Genomic DNA, 18865 nt, shown 5'->3' on the forward strand with positions numbered 1-18865 from the left:
GCGGCGGCCGGCTGCGACCGGGCACGCGGTCAGGGCCGAAGGATCCTGCGAGCGTGACGGATCTCCGGAACCCCGATGAGCTTCGCCGCCAGCGCGAAGGCGGCGATTCCGGTGAGGGTCCCGGCGACCAGCGCCGCGGCCGCACCGGTCCGGGGATCGCCCAGATGGGACTTCGTCGCGTGCGTGACGACGAAACAGATGGCGCCGGAGATTGTCGCCGCGGCGACGACCCGGACCGCGGTGTGGCGCACGTGATGGAAGCCCAGCAGCCCGAACCGCCTTCGCAACAGGACATGTCCCAGCATCGCCCCGACGACGTAGGAGACGGAACCGGCGACGCACAGCATCAGCACCACGCCCTGATCAGGCAGTGTCGTCACCGCGACCGCGATGACCGCGATCTTCGTGGTCACCATCGCGATGTTGATCAGTGCCGGTGTGCGGGTGTCGTGGTCGGCGTAGAAGACCCGTAGTTGGAGCATCACGAGTGCGAACGGCGCCAACCCGAACGCCGAAACGGCCAGCGCCGTGCCGATCAGGTGGGCGTCGGCCGGGTCCACACGACCGACGAAGATGACCGCCGCCAACGTCGGTCCCAGGACCATCAGGGCGGCCGTGACCGGGACGAGCGCGACCACCGAATACCGGGCGCCGCGCCCGAGGTCGGCCAGGACTGCGGCGTGATCGTTCTCGGCGACAGCGCGCGCGATGCGCGGCATCAGAACCGTCAGGAGCGAGACGCCCAGAATCCCGTACGGCACCTGGAAGAGCAGGTCCGCGTAGGTGTACGTGGAGACGCCGCCGTGGCTGAAGGCGACGCGCAGCACCACGACGACGCCGATCTGGCTGGTGACGACGTAGGCGAGGACCCATCCGATCAGCGGTAGCCCGGCGCGCACGGGACGCCACGTGTACGGCAGCAGACGAACCCTCCAGCGCCAGCGGAAACCGTTGCGTCGCAGAGCGAGGACGACGGTCGCCGCCTGTCCGACGATGCCCAGGGTGGTGCCGACACCGATCACCGCCACCTGGGCCACGGTCATCGACTGTGGCGTGAGCGTGACCGGCCCCGGCAGCAGGACGAACACGGCCACCGTGGCCAGGACGATGCCGTTGTTGACCACGGGCGCCCAGGCCGCGGGGCCGTGGACGCCACGGACGTCGAGCACCGCCGTCGCCAGGGCCGCCAGTCCGTAGAAGAAGATCTCGGGCAGTAGGAGGTACGCGAACACGGTCGTCAGGTCCCGCTGCGCGGCGTCCTTGACGAACACCGACGAGACGAGCGGGGCGCACAGGACGGCGAGCACGGTGACCGCCGCCATCACGACCGTCGCGCCTGCCACCAGTCGCTGCGTGAACTCGACGTCCACCTGGCCGCCACGTAATCGTGAGCGCGTCAGGACGGGGATCAACACGCTCGTGAGCACACCACCGAGCAGCAGTGCGTACACCATGTTGGGAAAGCTGTTCGCGCCGTTGTAGGCATCGCCGACCAGTGCAGTCCCCAGCACCGCCGCCAGCGCCGCCGTGCGAACGAAACCCGTCACACGGCTGACCGTCCCGGCGACGGCGACTCGTCCCCCAGCCCGCGCGACCAGGCGTTCCGGCTCGTCATCCTGCCTTCGATGTCTCCCCATGATTTCAGGCTCTCACGGCGCACCCGACCGGCGCGTTGCCTCACCGTCCAGGGGACGGGCGGATCTGGGCTGGGGCAGGATGTCGACGGCACGGCGGCGCTGTCGCCGTCGAGGCGTGTAGCGGGGAAGTCGGAAAGCTCCGGGACCACCGGTCTACCCTGAACCCATGTCTGTTCGCACTGCGCTCGTTTCCGGAACCGTCTCGCCCACCCTCGCTGTCCCGAAGGACATCGAGCGTCCCGAGTACGTGTGGAAGGCGACGGCCCGGGAGGGCAAGGAGCCGTGGGTGCAGACGCCCGAGACCATCGAGAAGATGCGGGTGGCGAGCAAGATCGCGGCGCAGGCGCTGCAGGAGGCCGGTAAGGCCGTCGCGCCGGGGGCCACGACCGACGAGTTGGACCGGATCGCGCACGAGTACATGTGCGACCACGGCGCCTACCCGTCGACGCTGGGCTACCGCGGCTTCCCGAAGTCGTGCTGCACGTCGCTCAACGAGGTGATCTGCCACGGCATCCCCGACTCGACGGTGATCCAGGACGGCGACATCGTCAACATCGACGTCACCGCCTACATCGACGGCGTGCACGGCGACACCAATGCGACGTTCCTCGCGGGCGACGTCTCGGAGGAGAACCGCCTGCTGGTCGAGCGCACCCACGAGGCGACGATGCGTGCCATCAAGGCCGTGAGGCCGGGCCGCGAACTCAACGTCATCGGCCGCGTCATCGAGTCGTACGCCAACCGCTTCGGCTACGGCGTCGTGCGTGACTTCACCGGCCACGGCATCGGTGAGACCTTCCACAACGGCCTGGTGATCCTGCACTACGACCAGCCGAACGTCGACACCATCATCGAGCCCGGCATGGTGTTCACGATCGAGCCGATGATCAACCTCGGCACCGTCGACTACGACATCTGGGAGGACGGCTGGACAGTCGTCACCAAGGATCGCAAGTGGACCGCCCAGTTCGAGCACACCATCGTCGTCACCGATGAGGGCAACGAGATCCTCACGCTGCCGTGACAGCGGCGCTGACCGGCGCACTGCTGGTCGCCGGCACCACCTCCGACGCCGGCAAGAGCGTCCTGGTGGCCGGGCTGTGCCGGATGCTGGCGCGGCGCGGGGTGAAGGTGGCGCCGTTCAAAGCGCAGAACATGTCGAACAACTCCGTCGTCACCCTCGACGGCGGGGAGATCGGCCGGGCCCAGGCGCTGCAGGCGCGGGCGTGCGGCCTCGAGCCGAGTGTCCGGTTCAACCCGGTGCTGCTCAAGCCCGGCGGCGACCGGACGTCGCAGCTGGTGGTCCGCGGCAAGGCCGTCACCAGTGTCGGCGCCCGCGACTACATCACCCACCGCGAGTGGCTCCGGGACATCGTCGCCGACGAGCTGGCGTCGCTGCGCGACGAGTTCGACGTCGTGATCTGCGAGGGTGCCGGATCGCCCGCCGAGATCAACCTGCGCGCCACCGACCTGGCGAACATGGGGTTGGCGCAGGCCGCGCAGCTGCCGGTGATCGTGGTCGGCGACATCGACCGCGGGGGAGTGCTGGCTCACCTGTTCGGGACGGTCGCGGTCCTCTCTCCTGAGGACCAGGCGCTGATCGCCGGGTTCGTGATCAACAAGTTCCGCGGGGACGTGAGCCTCCTCGAACCGGGCCTCGAGCAACTGCGTGCCCTCACCGGACGGCCGACCCTCGGCGTCGTCCCGTTCGCCGAGGACCTGTGGCTCGACGCCGAGGACTCGCTCGGCGTGGTCGGCGACGCACCGGTGGGACGGCCCGGCCCGCCCGCCGGCGACGAATGGTTGCGGGTGGCCGCGATCCGGCTGCCGCGGATCTCGAACTCCACCGACGTCGAGGCCCTCGCGTGCGAACCGGGCGTTTCGGTGCACTGGGTGAGCGAGCCGTCGCGCCTCGCCGACGTCGACCTCGTCGTCGTGCCCGGCAGCAAGTCGACGGTGGCCGATCTGGAGTGGATGCGGCGCAACGGAATCGGTGACGCTCTCGTCCGCCGTGCGGAGACCGGCGGCGCGATTCTCGGCATCTGTGGCGGCTACCAGATGTTGGGCACGGTGATCGACGACGGTATCGAATCCGGCGTCGGCGCGGTACCCGGACTGGGGCTGCTCGACCTCGAGATCGAGTTCGCCGCCGACAAGGTGCTCGCGCAGGTCGACGGTCACGCCGACGGAATCCCGGTGCGCGGCTACGAGATCCATCACGGGCGCATCCGGCGCAACGGCGACGCGCCGCTGTTGAGCGGCGCGGACGGCGTCAAGGAGGGTAGCGTCCGGGGGAGTGTCCGCGGCACCCACTGGCACGGTCTGCTCGAGAGCGACGACTACCGGCGGCACCTGCTGACCGAGATCGCCGACGCGGCCGGCCGGCCCGGGTTCCGCGTCGCGCCCGGCACCGACGTCGCGCGGGTGCGGGAGGCGCAGTTGGATCTGCTGGCCGACCTGGTGGAACAGCACCTGGACCTGGACGCGCTCGACGCGCTGCTGGGAGGCGGCGCGCCGAGCGGAATGCCCATGATCAGGTCGTCGCTCGCCTGAGGACTGCCCAGGTCGCGGCGATCGCCGCGACCGAGGCTGCCAGCGGAACCACCGCGAGCACCACCGTCCGGGGCGCATCGACGAACCATGATCCCACCGCCGGCCACCAGCGTGCCCACGTGATGACGACCGCGGCGATGCCCAGTGCTCCGATCGTCCCGATTCCCGCGATGAGGAACCCCGGTGTCCTCCAGCGCTGGTACACCGCGCCGAGCAGCATCGAGATCGATGTGGTCAGCAGCAGGCTTGCGAACAGCGTGACGGTCTGGAGCACACTCGAATCCGTCGCGTAGCGGAGGACTCCGAACATGCGCATCCGGACTCCCCACCCGTCGGTCGCCGCCTCGATCACCGACAGCAGCTGCAGCACCGCGGCGAACGCGGCCGACTGGACCACCGCCACGACGACGGTCGAGGTGAAGAACTGGCGCCGCGTCACGCTCAAGCCCAGCGCGAACGGGAACGACTGTGTCATCGCCTGCGCGTAGAACGCCACGACGAATCCGTACAGCGAGAGCACGGCGCCGGTGCCGTGGGTCTCGCTCTCGGCGTCGATCAGCGCGAAGATCGTGAGATTGATGGCGAACGTGACCGCGAGGATCGCGGCGGGCAGGGCCAGCAGCAGCGGCCACGCCACCACGTGGAGTCGGCATACCGCCAGGAGGCGTCGGACACCGGTGGGCGAGGGGCCCGCCGAAGCGGCGGTGCGGGTGGGGGTGGCGACGGTCATGACCGGGTCTCCTTGCCGATGTCGGTGCGGCTGTCGAGGGCGTTGCGAATCGTGATCTGCTGCAGGGAGACCGGCGACAGTTCGATGTCGTTTCGCGCCGCCTCGGCGCGGTCCGCCGCGGAGATCGTGCCACGCACGGTTGCGCGTGCGAAGCCGCCGATGTCCTCGCGGTGCAGGACCGTCCGTCCCGCTGTGAAGGCGTCCACGGCCGCGGCACGACCACTGGCCAGCACATGCCGGCTGCGCAGGTCGTCGGAATCGGCGTCGGTGGCGACCCGGCCGCCGTCGATCACGATGACGTGTTCGAGCAGGTCGGCCACCTCGTCGATCAGATGCGTGGACAGCACGACCGTGCGCGGGTGGTCCACGTAGTCGGCGAGCAGTCGGTCGTAGAACAGTTGGCGGGCAACCGCGTCGAGGCCCAGGTAGGGCTCGTCGAACAGCGTCAGCGGCGCCCGCGATGCGAGCCCGATGACGATGCCGAGCGCAGACGTCATTCCGCGCGAGAGCTTCTTGACCCGGCGGCACTCGGGGAGTTGGAAGTCGTCCATCAATCGGCCGGCGAACTCGCCGTCCCACCCCGGTAGCAGGAGGGCCGCGGCGGACAGGACGTGCTTGACCTTCAGATCGTCCGGATACTTCTGGCTCTCCTTGACGAAGCACACGTTCTGCAGGACGTCCGCGTTCTCGAACGGTGCCCCGCCGAACGCACTGACCTCCCCGCTGCTCGGCAGTTCCTGGCCGGTGAGGATCTTCATCAGCGTGGTCTTGCCCGCGCCGTTGCGGCCGAGCAGCCCGTAGATCTTCCCTTCCCGCAGATCGAACGAGATGTCGTCGAGCGCGGTGACGTCGCCGTAGCGCTTCCCGAGCGCCCGTACCGAGACGATGGTGTCCCGGTCGATGTCTGTGATGGTCATGGACGTTCCTCCCACTTGTCCAGCATGGATTTGAGTTCGGCGATGCTCATTCCGAGCTTGTCCGCCTCGCGGACGAGCGGCGCGACGTATTGCGTCGCGAACTGTTCGCGCCTGCGGAACCGGAGCGCGTCCCGGGCGCCCGTGGTGACGAACATGCCGATACCCCTTCTCTTGTAAAGGATTCCGTCGGCGACGAGCTGGTTGAGTCCCTTCGCCGCCGTCGCCGGGTTGATCCGGTGGAAGGCCGCCAGTTCGTTGGTGGACGGCGCCTGCGACTCCTCCGGCAGTGAACCGTCGATGATCGCGTTCTCGACGAGCCCCGCGATCTGCTGGAAGAGGGGCTTGCCCTCCTCGTTCAGCACCGTGACCCTCCGGCCGCAGGGCTGATTGGTTCATTACTCATGTAATGAACCATAGAGCCGGTGTGGTGTGCGGTCAACCCGATTGCGCCGGGCGTGAGGCGGTTTCGTCCGTTCGGCACGGAGGAGTGGTTCCGGCACCTAAGATCCGGAGCGATGCCGAACGGCCTGGACATCCGCGTGAGGGGAGTCGACGTGCGCAGCAGATTCGATACCGGGACGGGGATTCGTGTCGCGTGCGGCGCGCTGGTCGCGGCGCTCGCGATCGCCGGTTGTTCCTCCGGTGATTCGGGATCCGGCGAGACGGCCTCGAGTAGCGCGACGTCAAGCAGTACGGCGTCCGCGACCACCACCGTGGCGCTGCAGAAGATCGACGCGGCCACCCTGAACGAGACCGTTGCGTCGATGGCGAAGGACCTGCAGGTCCCGGGTGCGGTCGCCATCCTCAAGATGCCCGGCGGGGACCTCACGGCGACCTACGGCACGGGAAAGCTCGGCGCGTCGACGGCGGTGACCACCGTCGACCACATTCGCATCGGCTCCAACACCAAGACCATGACCGGCACGGTGATCCTGCAGCTCGTCCAGGAGGGCAAGATCGCGCTGACGGATCCGGTCTCGAAGTACCGGCCGGACGTGCCGAACGGCGACAACATCACCATCGAGCAGTTGCTCGACATGCGCAGCGGCCTGTTCAACTACACCGAGACCGCCGAGCTCAACGAGACCCTCGACAACGACCCGCAGAAGCAATGGAAGCCGGACGACCTGCTGGCGATCGGGTTCGCGAATCCGCCGTACTTCCCGCCGGGGCAGGGGTATCACTACTCCAACACCAACATCGTGCTGCTGGGTCTCATCGCGGAGAGCCTGGACGGCAAGCCGTTGCCGCAGATCTTCCAGTCGCGGCTGTTCGGTCCGTTGGGGCTGACCGGAACCTCGTTCCCGGACACCGCCGACAGTTCGATTCCCGCGCCGCACTCACAGGGTTACGTGTACGGGACGAACATGGACACGTTGACCGATCCGGCGCTGCCGGCAGACATGCAGGCCGCCGCGAAGGACGCAACGCTGCAGCCGAACGACGTCACCGACGTCAACCCGTCGTGGGCATGGGCGGCCGGCGCCGGCATCTCGACCGCCAACGACCTCGTGACGTGGGTGCAGGCCCTGGTCGGCGGGAAGCTGCTCGACGCCGACCTGCAGGCCCAGCGCCTCGCCAGCGTGCAGCCGACGGGCCCGGACAGTGCGTCGGCCCAATACGGTTGGGGTATAGCGAAAATGGGTCCGATGTTCGGGCACACCGGGGAGCTTCCGGGATTCAACTCCTTCATGGGTCACGACCCCGAGAACAAGGTGACCCTGGTGGTGTGGACCAATCTGGCTCCGGCCGCGAACGGGCAGGATCCGGCGACCACCATGGCGAAGGAGATCATCGGCAAGGTCTATCCCGCATAGGCGTCCGATTCCGTGACGTGGATCGCGTACCGTTTCCAGCCATGGAGTCGACGCGTGTTGAGGTGGGAAGCGGGACCTGGACGGTCCGTATCGGTGGGCCCGAGAGCCGACACACAGTTCTCTTGCTTCCCGATGCGGGCGATACGGCTGACGTCTTCGACGCCGTCTGCGCGCGCCTGCACGACTCGGATCTGCGGACCGTCGTCCCGGAGAACGTCGACGGGCTCGACGAGCCGTCGGTGATCGCGATGCTCGACGAGCTGAAGCTGCCGTGGGTGAACCTCGTCGGCTCCGGGTCGGGCGCCGAGCTGGCGTGGCTGCTGGCCGCCAAGACATTCGGTCGGTTCGCGAGCCTCGTCGTCGCCGATCGTGGCCACCCCGCGGTGCCGGGGGCGGACGGCTCGGTTCGGGACGCGGCGTGCCCCGCCGTCGAACTGCCGACTACGGTCGTCGTGGGCACCTCGCTCGGCCGTCCCTGCGCGGACGCCAGTGGGCGGTACGCGTATTCGGAGTTCCGGATCGTCCAGCTCGACGGCATCGACAACGTCCCCGCGGACGCGGCCCCGGAGCTCGCCAGCGAGATCGTTCTCCGCACGAGCTCCTGGTAGCGGCTCGGGTGCGGGCTGACCCGCGGGCGCCGGCGGGAGGTTTCTAGACTCCTCCGGTGCACGACACCGTTCCCGCCCCGTCCGACGTCACGTCCGTTCGCGCCGCGCTGCGTTCCCCACGCCGACTCACCACCGAGGCGCTGGCCGGGCTGGTGACGTCCCTCGCGCTGATCCCCGAGGTGATCTCGTTCGCGGTCATCGCGGGCGTGGATCCCAAGGTGGCGCTGTACACGTCGTGCATCATGGCGATGACGATCGCGTTCGTCGGTGGCCGGCCGGCGATGGTCTCCGCTGCCGCCGGTGCGACGGCGCTGGTGGTGGCCCCGCTCGTGGCCGCGCACGGGATCGACTACCTGATCGCGGCGGTGTGGCTGGCCGGCGCACTCCAGATCGCCTTCGCGGCGGCGGGCATCGCCCGACTGGTGCGGTTCATCCCGAGGTCGGTGATGATCGGGTTCGTCAACGCGCTCGCGATCCTCATCTTCAGCGCGCAGTTGCGGCATCTGTTCGACGTGCCGTGGCTCGTCTATCCGCTGGTCGTGGCCGGGCTGGCGATGATCGTGTTCGTGCCCAGGCTGACGACGGCGGTGCCCGCCCCGCTGATCGCGATCGTGGTGCTGACCAGTGTGGTGGCACTGTTCCGTCTCGACGTGCCCGACGTCGCGGACCAGGGTGAGCTGCCGTCGGGCCTGCCCACGTGGATGATCCCGGACGTGCCGTGGACGTGGGAGACGCTGACGATCGTCGCACCGTTCGCCCTCGGCCTGGCGCTGGTCGGTCTGCTCGAGTCGTTGCTGACCGCCAAACTCGTCGACGACATCACCGACACCCCGTCCGGCAAGACCCGCGAAGCCTGGGGGCAGGGCGTCGCGAACATCGCCGGCGCGTTGTTCGGCGGCATGGGTGGCTGCGCGATGATCGGCCAGACGATGATCAACGTCAAGGAGGGGCGGGCCCGCACCAGGATCTCCACGTTCCTCGCCGGATTCTTCCTGCTCGCGCTGTGCGTGACCGTCGGCGACGTCGTCGGGGCCGTCCCGATGGCCGCACTGGTGGCGGTGATGCTCGTGATCGCGGTGACGACCTTCGACTGGCGCAGCATTGCACCGCGCACCCTGAAGCTGATGCCGCGCAGCGAAACCCTCGTGATGCTGGTGACCGTCGCGGGCACCCTCGCGACCGAGAACCTGGCGGTCGGTGTCGTCCTCGGTGTCCTCACCGCGATGGTGGCGTTCGCGCGGCGGGTCGCCCGCACGGCCCGCGTCGACGTCCACGACCGCGACGACCGTGAGGCCGGCGGGGTCGTAGAGCGGACCTACCGGGTGACCGGGGAGTTGTTCTGGGCGTCGAGTAACGACCTGATCCGCCGCTTCGACTACGGCGGCGACCCGGACTCGGTGGTCATCGACCTCACCGACGCAGAGGTGTGGGATGCCTCCACGGTGGCCACGCTCGACGCGGTGCGGCGCAAGTACGCCGCCAAGGGGACGTCCACGCGCATCGTGGGCCTCGACGGTGCGAGTCTGCACCGCCTCGAACGGTTGTCCGGGAAGCTCGGCTAGATCGCTCGACCGTGCCGCCCACGACCGTTCGTCGAACAAATGTCGCCGTTCGTCGCCGTGCGTATACGTTCGATTTGATCGAACGGCTGAAAGGGGGTTAGCCTCCAGGCACGGACACGCCGAACCCGGTGTGTCGGTTTCTCGATCCTGTCCGGGAAGGACCTCGATGCGCGGCACTGCAGCCACCGCCACCGTGACGCGAATGCGTTGCGCGTGTTGTCGCTGCATGCGCGTGAGCTGAGACGAGATCCCCGCGCGACGGCACCTCGAAGGCCGTCCCGCATCCCCGTGCTGATTCTTCCCACCGGGCACCGAAACGTCGCAGCGTGAGTTTTCCGCCGGTGCCCGTGGGGAAAGGATCCGTTCCATGTCCGCCCGTTCCCTCCCGATCATCGATCTGGAAAACCTCGACATCGACGCCCTGCGCACCGTCACGCACGAGATTGGATTCTTCTACCTGACCGGTCACGGCATCGACCAGCAGCTCACCGACGACCTGATCGCCGCGGCTCGCGAGTTCTTCGCGCTGCCCGAGGCCGACAAGCTCGAGATCGAGAACAGCAACTCGCCGCACTTCCGCGGCTACACCCGCGTCGGCGGCGAGCGCACCCAGGGCTACATCGACTGGCGCGAGCAGCTCGACATCGGACCCGAGCGTGCCGCGGTCGAGCCGATCGATCCGGACCGCCCGTGGGACGTGCTGCACGGACCCAACCTGTGGCCCACCCGCGTCCCGCAGCTGCGCGACCTGGCGCTCGAGTGGTCGGCCCAGGCGCAGACCGCCGGACTTCGCCTCATCAGTGGATGGGCGCAGTCGCTCGGCGCCCCCGCGGACTTCTTCGATGCCGCCTTCGCCGACCCTGATCCGCTGCTCAAGATTGCCCGCTACCCGGGCCACGACGGCTCGGTCACCGACCAGGGGGTCGGCAGCCACAAGGACGTCGGGGCCCTGACCCTGCTCTACCCCGAACCGACCAGCGGCGGCTTCCAGGTGGAGACCGAGAACGGTTGGCTCGACGTCGACCCGATCCCCGGGCACTTCCTGGTCAACATCGGTGAGCTCCTCGAGGTGGCCACCGGCGGCTACCTCAAGGCCACCGTGCACCGGGTGCTGCCGCCGGCCGCAGGCACCGATCGCGTCTCGCTGCCGTTCTTCCTCAACCCCGGCTACGACCACGCCCTGCCCACGGTGCCGCTGTCGCCCGCGCTGGCCGCCGAGGCGGCCGGTGTCGGACCCGACCAGCACGGCGGCACCCTGCACGCCCGCTACGGACTCAACGCCCTCAAGTCGCGCCTGCGCGCCCATCCCAACGTCACCGAGCGGTACCACCGCGACCTGCTCGACCTGCCCGCACTGCGTGGCTGACCATCTCGACCCGATCGGAAGGTACCTCCCAATGTTCTTGCGCCGCACTGCTGTTCTGTCCGCCGCCGCCCTGCTCACCGCGGGCCTGGCTGCTTGCTCCTCGAGCGGTGACGGGGAGACGCTGGTGATCTCCGCGTCGAGCACCCCGCACGTGGAGATCCTCGAGCACATCGCCGACTCCGGCGCTCTGGGCGACGTCAAGCTCGACATCAAGCCGGTCACCGGCGAGATCGATCCCAACGAACTGCTCGTCGCCGGCGACGTGCAAGCCAATTACTTCCAGCACGCGCCGTACCTCGCGGACTGGCAGAAGCAGAAGGGTGTCAGCGACCTCGTCTCGGTCGCCGACGTCCACCTCGAGCCGATGGGCCTGTACTCCGAGAAGGTCACCGCGATCGACCAGATCGCCGACGGGTCGACCATCGCCCTGCCCAAGGACACCACCAACTTCTCGCGCGGGCTGTACCTGCTCGAGTCGGCCGGACTGATCCAGATGGACGTGCCGTTCGCGGACGCCGATCTGTCCATCGTCACGCAGAAGAACATCAAGGCCAACCCGAAGAACCTGAAGTTCGTCGAGATCGAGCGCTCGCAGATCGCCCGCAACCTGGGCGACCCGCAGATCACCGCCGCGGTCATCAACTCGAACTACGCGATCGAGGCCGGCCTGATCCCGGCCGACGACGCCCTGCTCTCGGAGAACGTCGAGAACAACCCGTTCGCGAACCTGCTCGTCGTCCGCGCGGCGAACGAGAACGATCCGGGCGTCAAGGCCCTCGCCGACGCGCTCGTCTCCCCGGAGACCGCCGCGTGGATCCAGGAGAACTACAGCGGTTCCGTCGTCCCGGTCCACCCCGCGAAGTGATGATCACCGTCGAGAATCTGGTCAAGACCTTCCCCGCCGCCGCCGGCGCGGGGGAGGTCTCGGCCCTGCGCGGCATCGACCTCGAGATCGCCGAGGGCGAGATCTTCGGCATCGTCGGACCGTCGGGTGCGGGCAAGTCCACGCTGCTGCGGTGCCTGAACCTGCTCGAGCGCCCCACCAGCGGGCGCATCGTGCTCCGCGGCGACGACGTCTCGCAGCTCACCGGTGCCGGCCAGCGGCAGGCGCGCCGCCGCATCGGCACCGTGTTCCAGCAGTTCAACCTGCTGCACTCGCGGACCGTGCGGGCCAACATCGAGTTCCCGCTCGAACTGGCCGGACTGGACCGCAAGCAGCGCCGGGCCCGCGCCGACGAGCTGATCGAGTTGGTCGGTCTCGCGGGCAAGGAGAAGACGTTCCCGTCGCAGCTGTCGGGCGGGCAGCAGCAGCGCGTGGGCATCGCCCGCGCCCTCGCGTCCGAGCCCGACGTGCTGCTCTGCGACGAGGCGACCAGTGCGCTCGATCCCGACACCACCGATCAGGTGCTCGACCTGCTCGCCGAGCTGAATCGCAGGATCGGCGTCACCGTCGTGCTCATCACCCACGAACTGGGTGTGCTGCGCCGCATCTGCACCTCCGCCGCCCGGCTCGAGGACGGCCGGATCGCGGAGACCGGACGGATCCTCGATCTGGTCGGTACGCCCGGCTCGGTTCTGGGCGCGGCGATCGTCCCGGTCGGGGACGACCCGTCCGCGGGCGCCGACGCGGACACCGCACTGGTCACGACGATCGGTGACGAGGCCCACGGACCGTGGCTCGCGCAGCTCGTCCGCAAGCTCGACGTCGACATCTCCGTGGTCGGCGGTCGGGTCGAACAGGTCGCCGGCGTCACCGTCGGCCGACTGCGTCTGCGTTTCGGTCCCGACGTGGACCGGGCGGACGTCGCCGCGTTCGTGGACGCCCAGCCGGGTACCACCCTGGCGTGGGGTGAAGGACCGGAAACGACCGGCGCCGTGACGCAGGGAGCCACCGCATGAACAAGCTGACCTGGTACGACTCGCTCCCCGAGGTGTGGGAGGCGACGCAGGAGACCCTCTACATGGTGGGGATCTCCTTCGTGCTCACCGTGCTCGGCGGGATCCTGCTCGGCGTCGTGCTGTACGTGACCGCGCCGAGCGGACTGTGGCCGCAGCGCGTCGTCAACGTCGTGCTCGGCACGATCGTCAACATCTTCCGCTCGCTGCCGTTCCTGATCCTGATGATCGCGCTCATCGGGCTCACCCGCTTGATCGTCGGCACCGCGATCGGGCCGACCGCGGCGATCGTGCCGCTCACGATCGGCGCGATCCCGTTCTATGCGCGCGTGGTCGAGTCGGCATTGCGGGAGGTGCCCGTCGGTCGCATCGAGGCCGGTCAGGCGATGGGGGCGACGAACATGCAGGTCGTCCGGAAAGTGCTGCTGCCGGAGTCGGTTTCGTCGCTGGTGGCGGGTGCGACGCTGACCGTCGTCCTGCTCGTCGGGTACTCGGCGATGGCCGGGGTCATCGGCGGCGGCGGTCTGGGCGACTTCGCGATCGTCTACGGCTACCAGCGGTTCAACACGCCGGTGCTCCTGGTCGCGGTGGTGGTGCTCATCGTGCTGGTGCAGATCCTGCAGTCCATCGGAGACGGGGTGGTCCGGGCGCTCTCGCACCGGAAGTAGGCCTCTGAGACGACGAACGCTCCGCACCCGATTTCGGGTGCGGAGCGTTCCTCGTTGCTGGGGTGTCGACGCGGCCCGCCGACGCCGGACGCCGGCAAGTGCAGCGGCTCACCGGATCCGGCGCATGACCTGGCCGACGTGCAGCACACCCTTGCTGTCGTGCTCGTCGGCGAGCGCCCTGAGCCAATGAGCTGTGTCGTCGTCGTAGGTGCGCGCAATCCTGTCCGGATCGGCGCTGGGCGTGAAATTGGGCAACGAGCCGCCGGTGGTCCACTGTGACAGTGCTCGATCGATGTCGTGGGCATGTCCGACAACGGCATCCGCCGAGGGGGGCACCAAGGCTCCGACGACCATCAGCGCAAAATCGGCATCGCGATGGCAGAAGGCGCTGCGATGACGCGGTTCGCGAGCGAGCGCGCCCCCGAGAAGCCGCAGTTCGATCACGGTCTGCGGGGAGTGTGAACCAGGCCCGGCGACCGACAGGAGAGCATCGATCGCTTCGTGTGACAGTTCGTGTGTCAGAGCGCTGAATTCGTGGACCGGCATCGGATCGACGGGATCAGCATGCACCGCCGCGATGGCCGCATAGGGCATCATTCCGACGGCGTCGATCAACGGGGTGGCCACAGAACGTATTCGGCTGATGAGCGCCTCGGCCTCCGGTTCTTCCACGAGGCTGGCGAACCTGACGGCAAAGGTCAACCGGCCCGCGAGGGGTGGGGGAACCTGCGGTAGCGGCGGAAGCTGCAGAAATGCGATCGACGTCGAACTGTGCTCGGGGAGATCGGCACACCAGTCGAGCCACGCGTGGGCGACCGCGGCAGCGTCCGCACCGTCGAAATAGATTGCACCACCGTAGAAGTGGGAGATCGGTATGAGATCGATCTCGACTGCCGTGACGATTCCCAGTGTCGCCTTGCCACCGCGCAGTCCCCAGAAGAGTTCGGCGTGTTCGTCGGGGGTTACTCGAAGGAGTTCGCCGTCGCCGGTGACGATCTCGAAGGCACGCACGTGATCGGACGACAGTCCGTAGGTGCGCACCATCGGGCCGATTCCCGCACCGGTGAGGAATCCCGCCACGCCGACGGTGACGGAGGAACCGGCCAACGGCGCCAATCCGTGCGGTGTCGCGGCATCGATGACGTCCTGCCACACCAGCCCCGCTCCGACGCGAGCAGTGCGACCCTCCGGATCGACCACGCATTCGGCCAGGCGTCCAGTGTGGATGAGCAGGACATCGCCGTCCAGGGGCACCGCGCCGTGACCGGTCCGCTGGACGGCGACCCGCAGACCGTGATCCGCCGCGAATCGCACGGTCGCCGCGACATCGCGTGCGGTGTCCACGGCGACCACCGCATACGGACGCACCGGTACCGCGACATTCCAGGGTGTCGCCAACCCGTATCCGGCCTCACCGGGCAGTGCCACCGATCCGGACACCATCTTTCGGAGCGAGTCGATCGGCACGGCGTCGATCGTCGGTGTCTGAGGATTCATCGGAGCTTCCTTCCATCCGCGTTTCGGGTGTGAAGAAAGAATGTCCGAGCTCTCTTGGGTGGTTCTTGCCCCGAGTTTCGGAAACCATCCAAGGTTTCGCCAAGACCGTTACGCCAGGTCAGGCCGCTATCGAGCGCGCATAGGCGGCGAGCGCGAGCATCCCGAAACGCTGGGCCTCATCCGCGATCTCGGCGATGGCCCGATCCCGCTCGGGCGACGCCGCGCACAGTTGAGCCCGCAGCAGGCGGCACCGCAGCAGGGTCGGCGGGCTCGACGTCCTGGTCGCGATGTCCTCGGCCTGCGCGAGCAACGCCACCGCGGCCTCGGTGCGGCCGAGCATCGCATGCAGGCGGGCAGCGACTTCCGCCACCGATCCGATCACCCCGACCTGGCCCACCGTGGCGATGCGGTCGTGGAACGGTGCGAGCAGGTCGATGAACATCTCGGCGTACTCGACGAGCCCCAGATCGGCCACCACTCGGGCGATCAACGTCTGGTGCCCCAACGTCGTCCAGGTGAACGGACCGCCCTTGGCCGACCACCGGGCGATCTCGTCGACCGCCACCGCCCGGTCGCCCCGCGCCCCGGCGATCGCGATGCTCCACGAATCCGGCTCCACGATGCCGGGATCCGCGTCGCCGAGGCTGCCGTGTTCCCATTCCAGGGTGTGCGCGGCGAGGTCGGCGCTGCCCGCGGTGTACAACTCGGTCTGCAGGTGGATCTGGCGGGCCGTGTCGTACTGCCGCCGCGTCTCCTCGAAGTCGCCGCGCCAGGCGGCCAGAGTTGCCTCCATCCACCGCAATTGGACCCGCAACACCGGCAGCCGCAGCAGGTCGCAGCCGGTGATCCCGTGCCGCACGTGCACGACGGCGGCATCGACGTCCGCCAGATTCATCTGCGTCATGCTGGCCGCGGCGTGCGCGATCACATCGTCGAACCGGGACTGCCGGTGCGGCAGCGCGAAAAGCTCGTCGATCAACCGCACCGATTCGTGGCTGTGGGTCGCCACGCCGGAGTAGAGGAGGATGCGGCCCAGCAGAGCGTCGGCGATCACGTCCGGATCGTCCAACTCGCGGGCGATCGTGAGCGCCGTGCTGCTCATCGCGTCGGGGACGGACGAGTCGGGGTGGTAGCAACTGCCCACCGCCAGCGCCGCGAGCACCCGCGCATGCGCGGTCCGATCGGACGCGACGAACGGCTCCAGGCCCGCGAGCCGCTCGAGCAGCGGGCCCGGGTCCTCCCCGTAGGACACCCACGGCCACGCACCGGCGGCCCGGAGCAGCGCCGCGGCCAACCGTCCGGCCGCCGACATCCGCCCCTCGCGGACCGCGTCGAGGAGGCCGGCGTCCACCACGTCGAGCACCGTCTGGCCCCGTCCGGCCCGCGCGAGCGCCTCCACCCGGGCCACCAGCAGGTCGTCGCGGTCGTCGGCGGACTGCTCCGACCCCGGCAGCAGATCGAACGCCTGCACGGCGGCCTGCCACCACTGGGCCGCGGTCTCCGAACTCCACCGCTCGGTCGCCACCCGGGCCGCGTCGGTGCACGCGTCGAGGACGGTGCGCGGATCGACCAGCGGCAGGGCCGCCATCAAATGTTGTGCGCGTCGGCTCGAGCGGTCCGGGTCGGAGGAGTCCGCCAGCACCTCGGCGATGCGGGCGTGGATGCGTTGGCGGCGCAGTTCCGGGATCGCGGCGAGCACCTCGTCCCGCAGCAGGCCGTGCGCAAAGGCGTATCCCCCGATCCCCGGATCGGCGACGAGGATCCGTTCGTCGGCCGCGTCGTCGATGTAGTCGGCCAGGGTGTCCAGGTCGAGGCGGGTCGCGGCGGCGAGGATGTCCATCTCGACGGTGTCGCCGATGACCGCGGCCACCCGAAGCACCTGCAGCACCGCCGGTTCCACGGCCGTCAGCCGTCGGCCCAGGACCGATCGAACGGCCATCGGGATCCCGCCGCCGAGGCGTTCGTCCCGCGGCAGCCTGGCGTACTCGGACACGAACAGCGGATTGCCGCCCGTGCGTTCGGCCAGCACCCGCGCCTCGGTCACGCTGAGCCGCTCCCCGCAGACGTGACTGGCCAGCGCCGCCACCTCCGTCTCCGCCAGCGCGGGCACCACGATGTGCCGGTTCCCCTCGCGGTGCAGGACCGCGTCGACGAAGGCTCGGACGGTGGGCGTCAGTTCCGAGTCCCGCAGCGTGAGCACGAACCAGACGCGTTCCCGGTGCAGCGCGCCCACCAGGTACATCAGGCACCGCAGCGAGGTCGGGTCGGCCCACTGGATGTCGTCGACGACCACGGTGAGCGCGGGCACACCGGACGCCGCCGACTCGATCACGCCCGCCACCCGTTCGTACACCGCGAAGCGCGCCTCGTCCGGTTCCACGTCGGTCGGGGGAATCAGCACGGCGTCGGCGTCGGCGCCCAACTCCCGCAGCAGGCGCCGGATCGGCCACCACGCGGGCGCACCGTCGTCCTCGAGGCAGCGCGCCCACACCGCCGTACCGTCGATCGACGTCGTCCGGGCGTCGCATTCTTCCGCCAGTCGGGTCTTACCTATCCCGGCCGGACCGGTCAGCACCAGCCAGCGGGGTGCACCGCCGCGGACGTCGTCGAGCATCTGGTCGATCGTCCCGGCTTCCGGCATGCTCCCGACGAACACGCGCCCGGACTCGGCGTCGGGAGCCTCGGGCGCGGTCCCCGCCGACGCCGGTGCTGGAACCTGCTCCGCCCCAGTCCATCCCGGGGTGCGCGGCCAGGCCGCGAGGCCCGGCTCGTGGCGCAGGATCGCACCCTGCAGGGCGACCAGTTCGGTCCCGGGCCGCAGCCCCAACTCGGTGTCCAACCTCGCCGCATGGATGCCGAACTGTTCCAACGCTTCCGAGGACCGACCGGCCCGGTGCAGGGCCAGCATGCGCAGCCAGCAGGTGCGGTCCCGGAACGGAAACTCGCTGCACAGTTGGGCCGCCTCGATGAGGGCCGGGGCCAGGCGCCCCAACGCGAGGAGCGCCGTGATCCGGGTCTCGCGGCACTCGGTGCGGACCTCCTCGAAACCGGCGGCCTCCGTCACCACCCACGGTTCGTCGCTGAGGTCCTCGAGCAGGTGCCCCCGGACCGAGGCCAGGCCCCGATCCGCCATCGTCAGTGCGAGTTCCCACTCCGCGGCGTCCGCATGGCGGCGCGCGGACTCGGCGTCGTCGAGGAACGCGGACAGGTCCACGTCCTCGGCTGCGATGTCGAGCACGTACCCGGGTGGCTGGCGCACGATCGGGGACGTCCCCCCGGACTCGCCGCGCAGCGCCCTGCGCAGGTTGGAGATGTAGGCCTGGATGCTCGCCATGGCACTCGCCGGAGCATCGCCCTGCCACAGCGCGTCGATCAACCGATCCGTGGAGACCACGCGGCCCCGGTGCAACAGCAGGACTGCCAGAACCGCGCGTTGCTTCCGCGGACCCAGATCGACCACCCGCTCGGCGCCACCCGGATCGACCGCACCGCCCGACTCCGGGCGTCGAACCACCTCGAGCGGTCCCAGCAGTCGAAAGATCATGCGTGGCTCCTTTTACAAGGACAGCAACCGTTGAAGTGTAGGGACCGGATTCGGCAGCTGTCCGGCAAAA

At 69.1% G+C, this 18865-nt stretch carries 15 protein-coding genes; 9 read left to right on the forward strand and 6 right to left on the reverse strand.

All coding sequences use genetic code 11. The features are described 5' to 3' along the window. Positions 1-29 precede the first annotated feature (29 nt). A complete protein-coding gene (gene murJ, locus HUN07_RS10700; RefSeq protein ID WP_174909618.1) occupies positions 30-1637 on the reverse strand; it encodes a murein biosynthesis integral membrane protein MurJ in 1608 nt (535 codons plus the stop codon). A gap of 166 nt (positions 1638-1803) precedes the next feature. Between murJ and map the strand changes: the two genes are divergently transcribed. Next, entirely contained in the window at positions 1804-2661 is an 858-nt protein-coding gene (map, locus tag HUN07_RS10705) for a type I methionyl aminopeptidase (protein ID WP_174909620.1), read from the forward strand. An 8-nt stretch (positions 2662-2669) separates the two neighbouring features. After that, complete coding sequence (locus HUN07_RS10710; RefSeq protein ID WP_174914622.1) at positions 2670-4190, forward strand: cobyric acid synthase; 1521 nt, start codon at positions 2670-2672, stop codon at positions 4188-4190. On the opposite strand, the gene HUN07_RS10715 is transcribed toward HUN07_RS10710, so the two are convergent. The 3 genes from HUN07_RS10715 to HUN07_RS10725 are packed head-to-tail and all read right to left on the reverse strand — an operon-like array spanning position 4171 to position 6199. Next, positions 4171-4920 carry an ABC transporter permease gene (locus HUN07_RS10715; protein WP_254622892.1) on the reverse strand — a complete coding sequence of 250 codons (750 nt, stop codon included), beginning with the start codon at positions 4918-4920 and terminating at the stop codon, positions 4171-4173. The two genes, HUN07_RS10710 and HUN07_RS10715, sit on opposite strands and share 20 nt — an antisense overlap. Further along, positions 4917-5837 (reverse strand): ABC transporter ATP-binding protein, encoded by a 921-nt coding sequence (locus tag HUN07_RS10720; protein WP_174909622.1) that lies wholly within the window; start codon positions 5835-5837, stop codon positions 4917-4919. The genes HUN07_RS10715 and HUN07_RS10720 overlap by 4 nt, the downstream gene beginning before the upstream one ends. Continuing rightward, entirely contained in the window at positions 5834-6199 is a 366-nt protein-coding gene (locus HUN07_RS10725) for a GntR family transcriptional regulator (RefSeq protein ID WP_441346808.1), read from the reverse strand. The genes HUN07_RS10720 and HUN07_RS10725 overlap by 4 nt, the downstream gene beginning before the upstream one ends. 153 nt (positions 6200-6352) lie before the next feature. Here HUN07_RS10725 and HUN07_RS10730 point away from each other — a divergent pair, with 153 nt between their 5' ends. The 7 genes from HUN07_RS10730 (at position 6353) to HUN07_RS10760 (ending at position 13754) form a co-directional block, all read left to right on the forward strand. Continuing rightward, complete coding sequence (locus tag HUN07_RS10730; RefSeq protein WP_174909624.1) at positions 6353-7654, forward strand: serine hydrolase domain-containing protein; 1302 nt, start codon at positions 6353-6355, stop codon at positions 7652-7654. 41 nt (positions 7655-7695) lie between these two features. Continuing rightward, entirely contained in the window at positions 7696-8262 is a 567-nt protein-coding gene (locus tag HUN07_RS10735) for an alpha/beta fold hydrolase (protein ID WP_174909626.1), read from the forward strand. 56 nt (positions 8263-8318) lie between these two features. Beyond that, complete coding sequence (locus tag HUN07_RS10740; protein WP_174909628.1) at positions 8319-9824, forward strand: SulP family inorganic anion transporter; 1506 nt, start codon at positions 8319-8321, stop codon at positions 9822-9824. A 367-nt stretch (positions 9825-10191) separates the two neighbouring features. Then, positions 10192-11190, forward strand: coding sequence for an isopenicillin N synthase family dioxygenase (locus HUN07_RS10745; RefSeq protein ID WP_114719635.1), 999 nt, complete (start codon positions 10192-10194; stop codon positions 11188-11190). A gap of 31 nt (positions 11191-11221) precedes the next feature. Further along, positions 11222-12055, forward strand: a complete 834-nt coding sequence (locus tag HUN07_RS10750) for a MetQ/NlpA family ABC transporter substrate-binding protein (RefSeq protein ID WP_174909630.1) — start codon at positions 11222-11224, stop codon at positions 12053-12055. Continuing rightward, positions 12055-13089: a methionine ABC transporter ATP-binding protein gene (locus tag HUN07_RS10755; protein WP_174909632.1), complete on the forward strand. Its 1035-nt coding sequence runs from the start codon at positions 12055-12057 to the stop codon at positions 13087-13089. Before HUN07_RS10750 ends, HUN07_RS10755 begins: the two co-directional genes overlap by 1 nt. Then, positions 13086-13754, forward strand: coding sequence for a methionine ABC transporter permease (locus HUN07_RS10760; RefSeq protein WP_114719641.1), 669 nt, complete (start codon positions 13086-13088; stop codon positions 13752-13754). Before HUN07_RS10755 ends, HUN07_RS10760 begins: the two co-directional genes overlap by 4 nt. A gap of 108 nt (positions 13755-13862) precedes the next feature. On the opposite strand, the gene HUN07_RS10765 is transcribed toward HUN07_RS10760, so the two are convergent. Together HUN07_RS10765 and HUN07_RS10770 are read right to left on the reverse strand one after the other, a co-directional pair. Continuing rightward, positions 13863-15251, reverse strand: coding sequence for an FAD-binding oxidoreductase (locus HUN07_RS10765; RefSeq protein WP_114719643.1), 1389 nt, complete (start codon positions 15249-15251; stop codon positions 13863-13865). 118 nt (positions 15252-15369) lie between these two features. Beyond that, complete coding sequence (locus HUN07_RS10770; RefSeq protein WP_174909633.1) at positions 15370-18795, reverse strand: BTAD domain-containing putative transcriptional regulator; 3426 nt, start codon at positions 18793-18795, stop codon at positions 15370-15372. Positions 18796-18865 lie beyond the last annotated feature (70 nt).

It is taken from the genome of Rhodococcus sp. W8901 (genome assembly GCF_013348805.1).
Taxonomy (GTDB): domain Bacteria; phylum Actinomycetota; class Actinomycetes; order Mycobacteriales; family Mycobacteriaceae; genus Prescottella.

Bases quoted from the DNA above. Each gene is read 5' to 3' on its own strand.
- murJ (WP_174909618.1), bottom strand. From the start codon at position 1,637: ATGGGGAGACATCGAAGGCAGGATGACGAGCCGGAACGCCTGGTCGCG.
- map (WP_174909620.1), top strand. From the start codon at position 1,804: ATGTCTGTTCGCACTGCGCTCGTTTCCGGAACCGTCTCGCCCACCCTC.
- HUN07_RS10715 (WP_254622892.1), bottom strand. From the start codon at position 4,920: ATGACCGTCGCCACCCCCACCCGCACCGCCGCTTCGGCGGGCCCCTCG.
- HUN07_RS10720 (WP_174909622.1), bottom strand. From the start codon at position 5,837: ATGACCATCACAGACATCGACCGGGACACCATCGTCTCGGTACGGGCG.
- HUN07_RS10730 (WP_174909624.1), top strand. From the start codon at position 6,353: ATGCCGAACGGCCTGGACATCCGCGTGAGGGGAGTCGACGTGCGCAGC.
- HUN07_RS10735 (WP_174909626.1), top strand. From the start codon at position 7,696: ATGGAGTCGACGCGTGTTGAGGTGGGAAGCGGGACCTGGACGGTCCGT.
- HUN07_RS10745 (WP_114719635.1), top strand. From the start codon at position 10,192: ATGTCCGCCCGTTCCCTCCCGATCATCGATCTGGAAAACCTCGACATC.
- HUN07_RS10750 (WP_174909630.1), top strand. From the start codon at position 11,222: ATGTTCTTGCGCCGCACTGCTGTTCTGTCCGCCGCCGCCCTGCTCACC.
- HUN07_RS10755 (WP_174909632.1), top strand. From the start codon at position 12,055: ATGATCACCGTCGAGAATCTGGTCAAGACCTTCCCCGCCGCCGCCGGC.
- HUN07_RS10760 (WP_114719641.1), top strand. From the start codon at position 13,086: ATGAACAAGCTGACCTGGTACGACTCGCTCCCCGAGGTGTGGGAGGCG.
- HUN07_RS10765 (WP_114719643.1), bottom strand. From the start codon at position 15,251: ATGAATCCTCAGACACCGACGATCGACGCCGTGCCGATCGACTCGCTC.
- HUN07_RS10770 (WP_174909633.1), bottom strand. From the start codon at position 18,795: ATGATCTTTCGACTGCTGGGACCGCTCGAGGTGGTTCGACGCCCGGAG.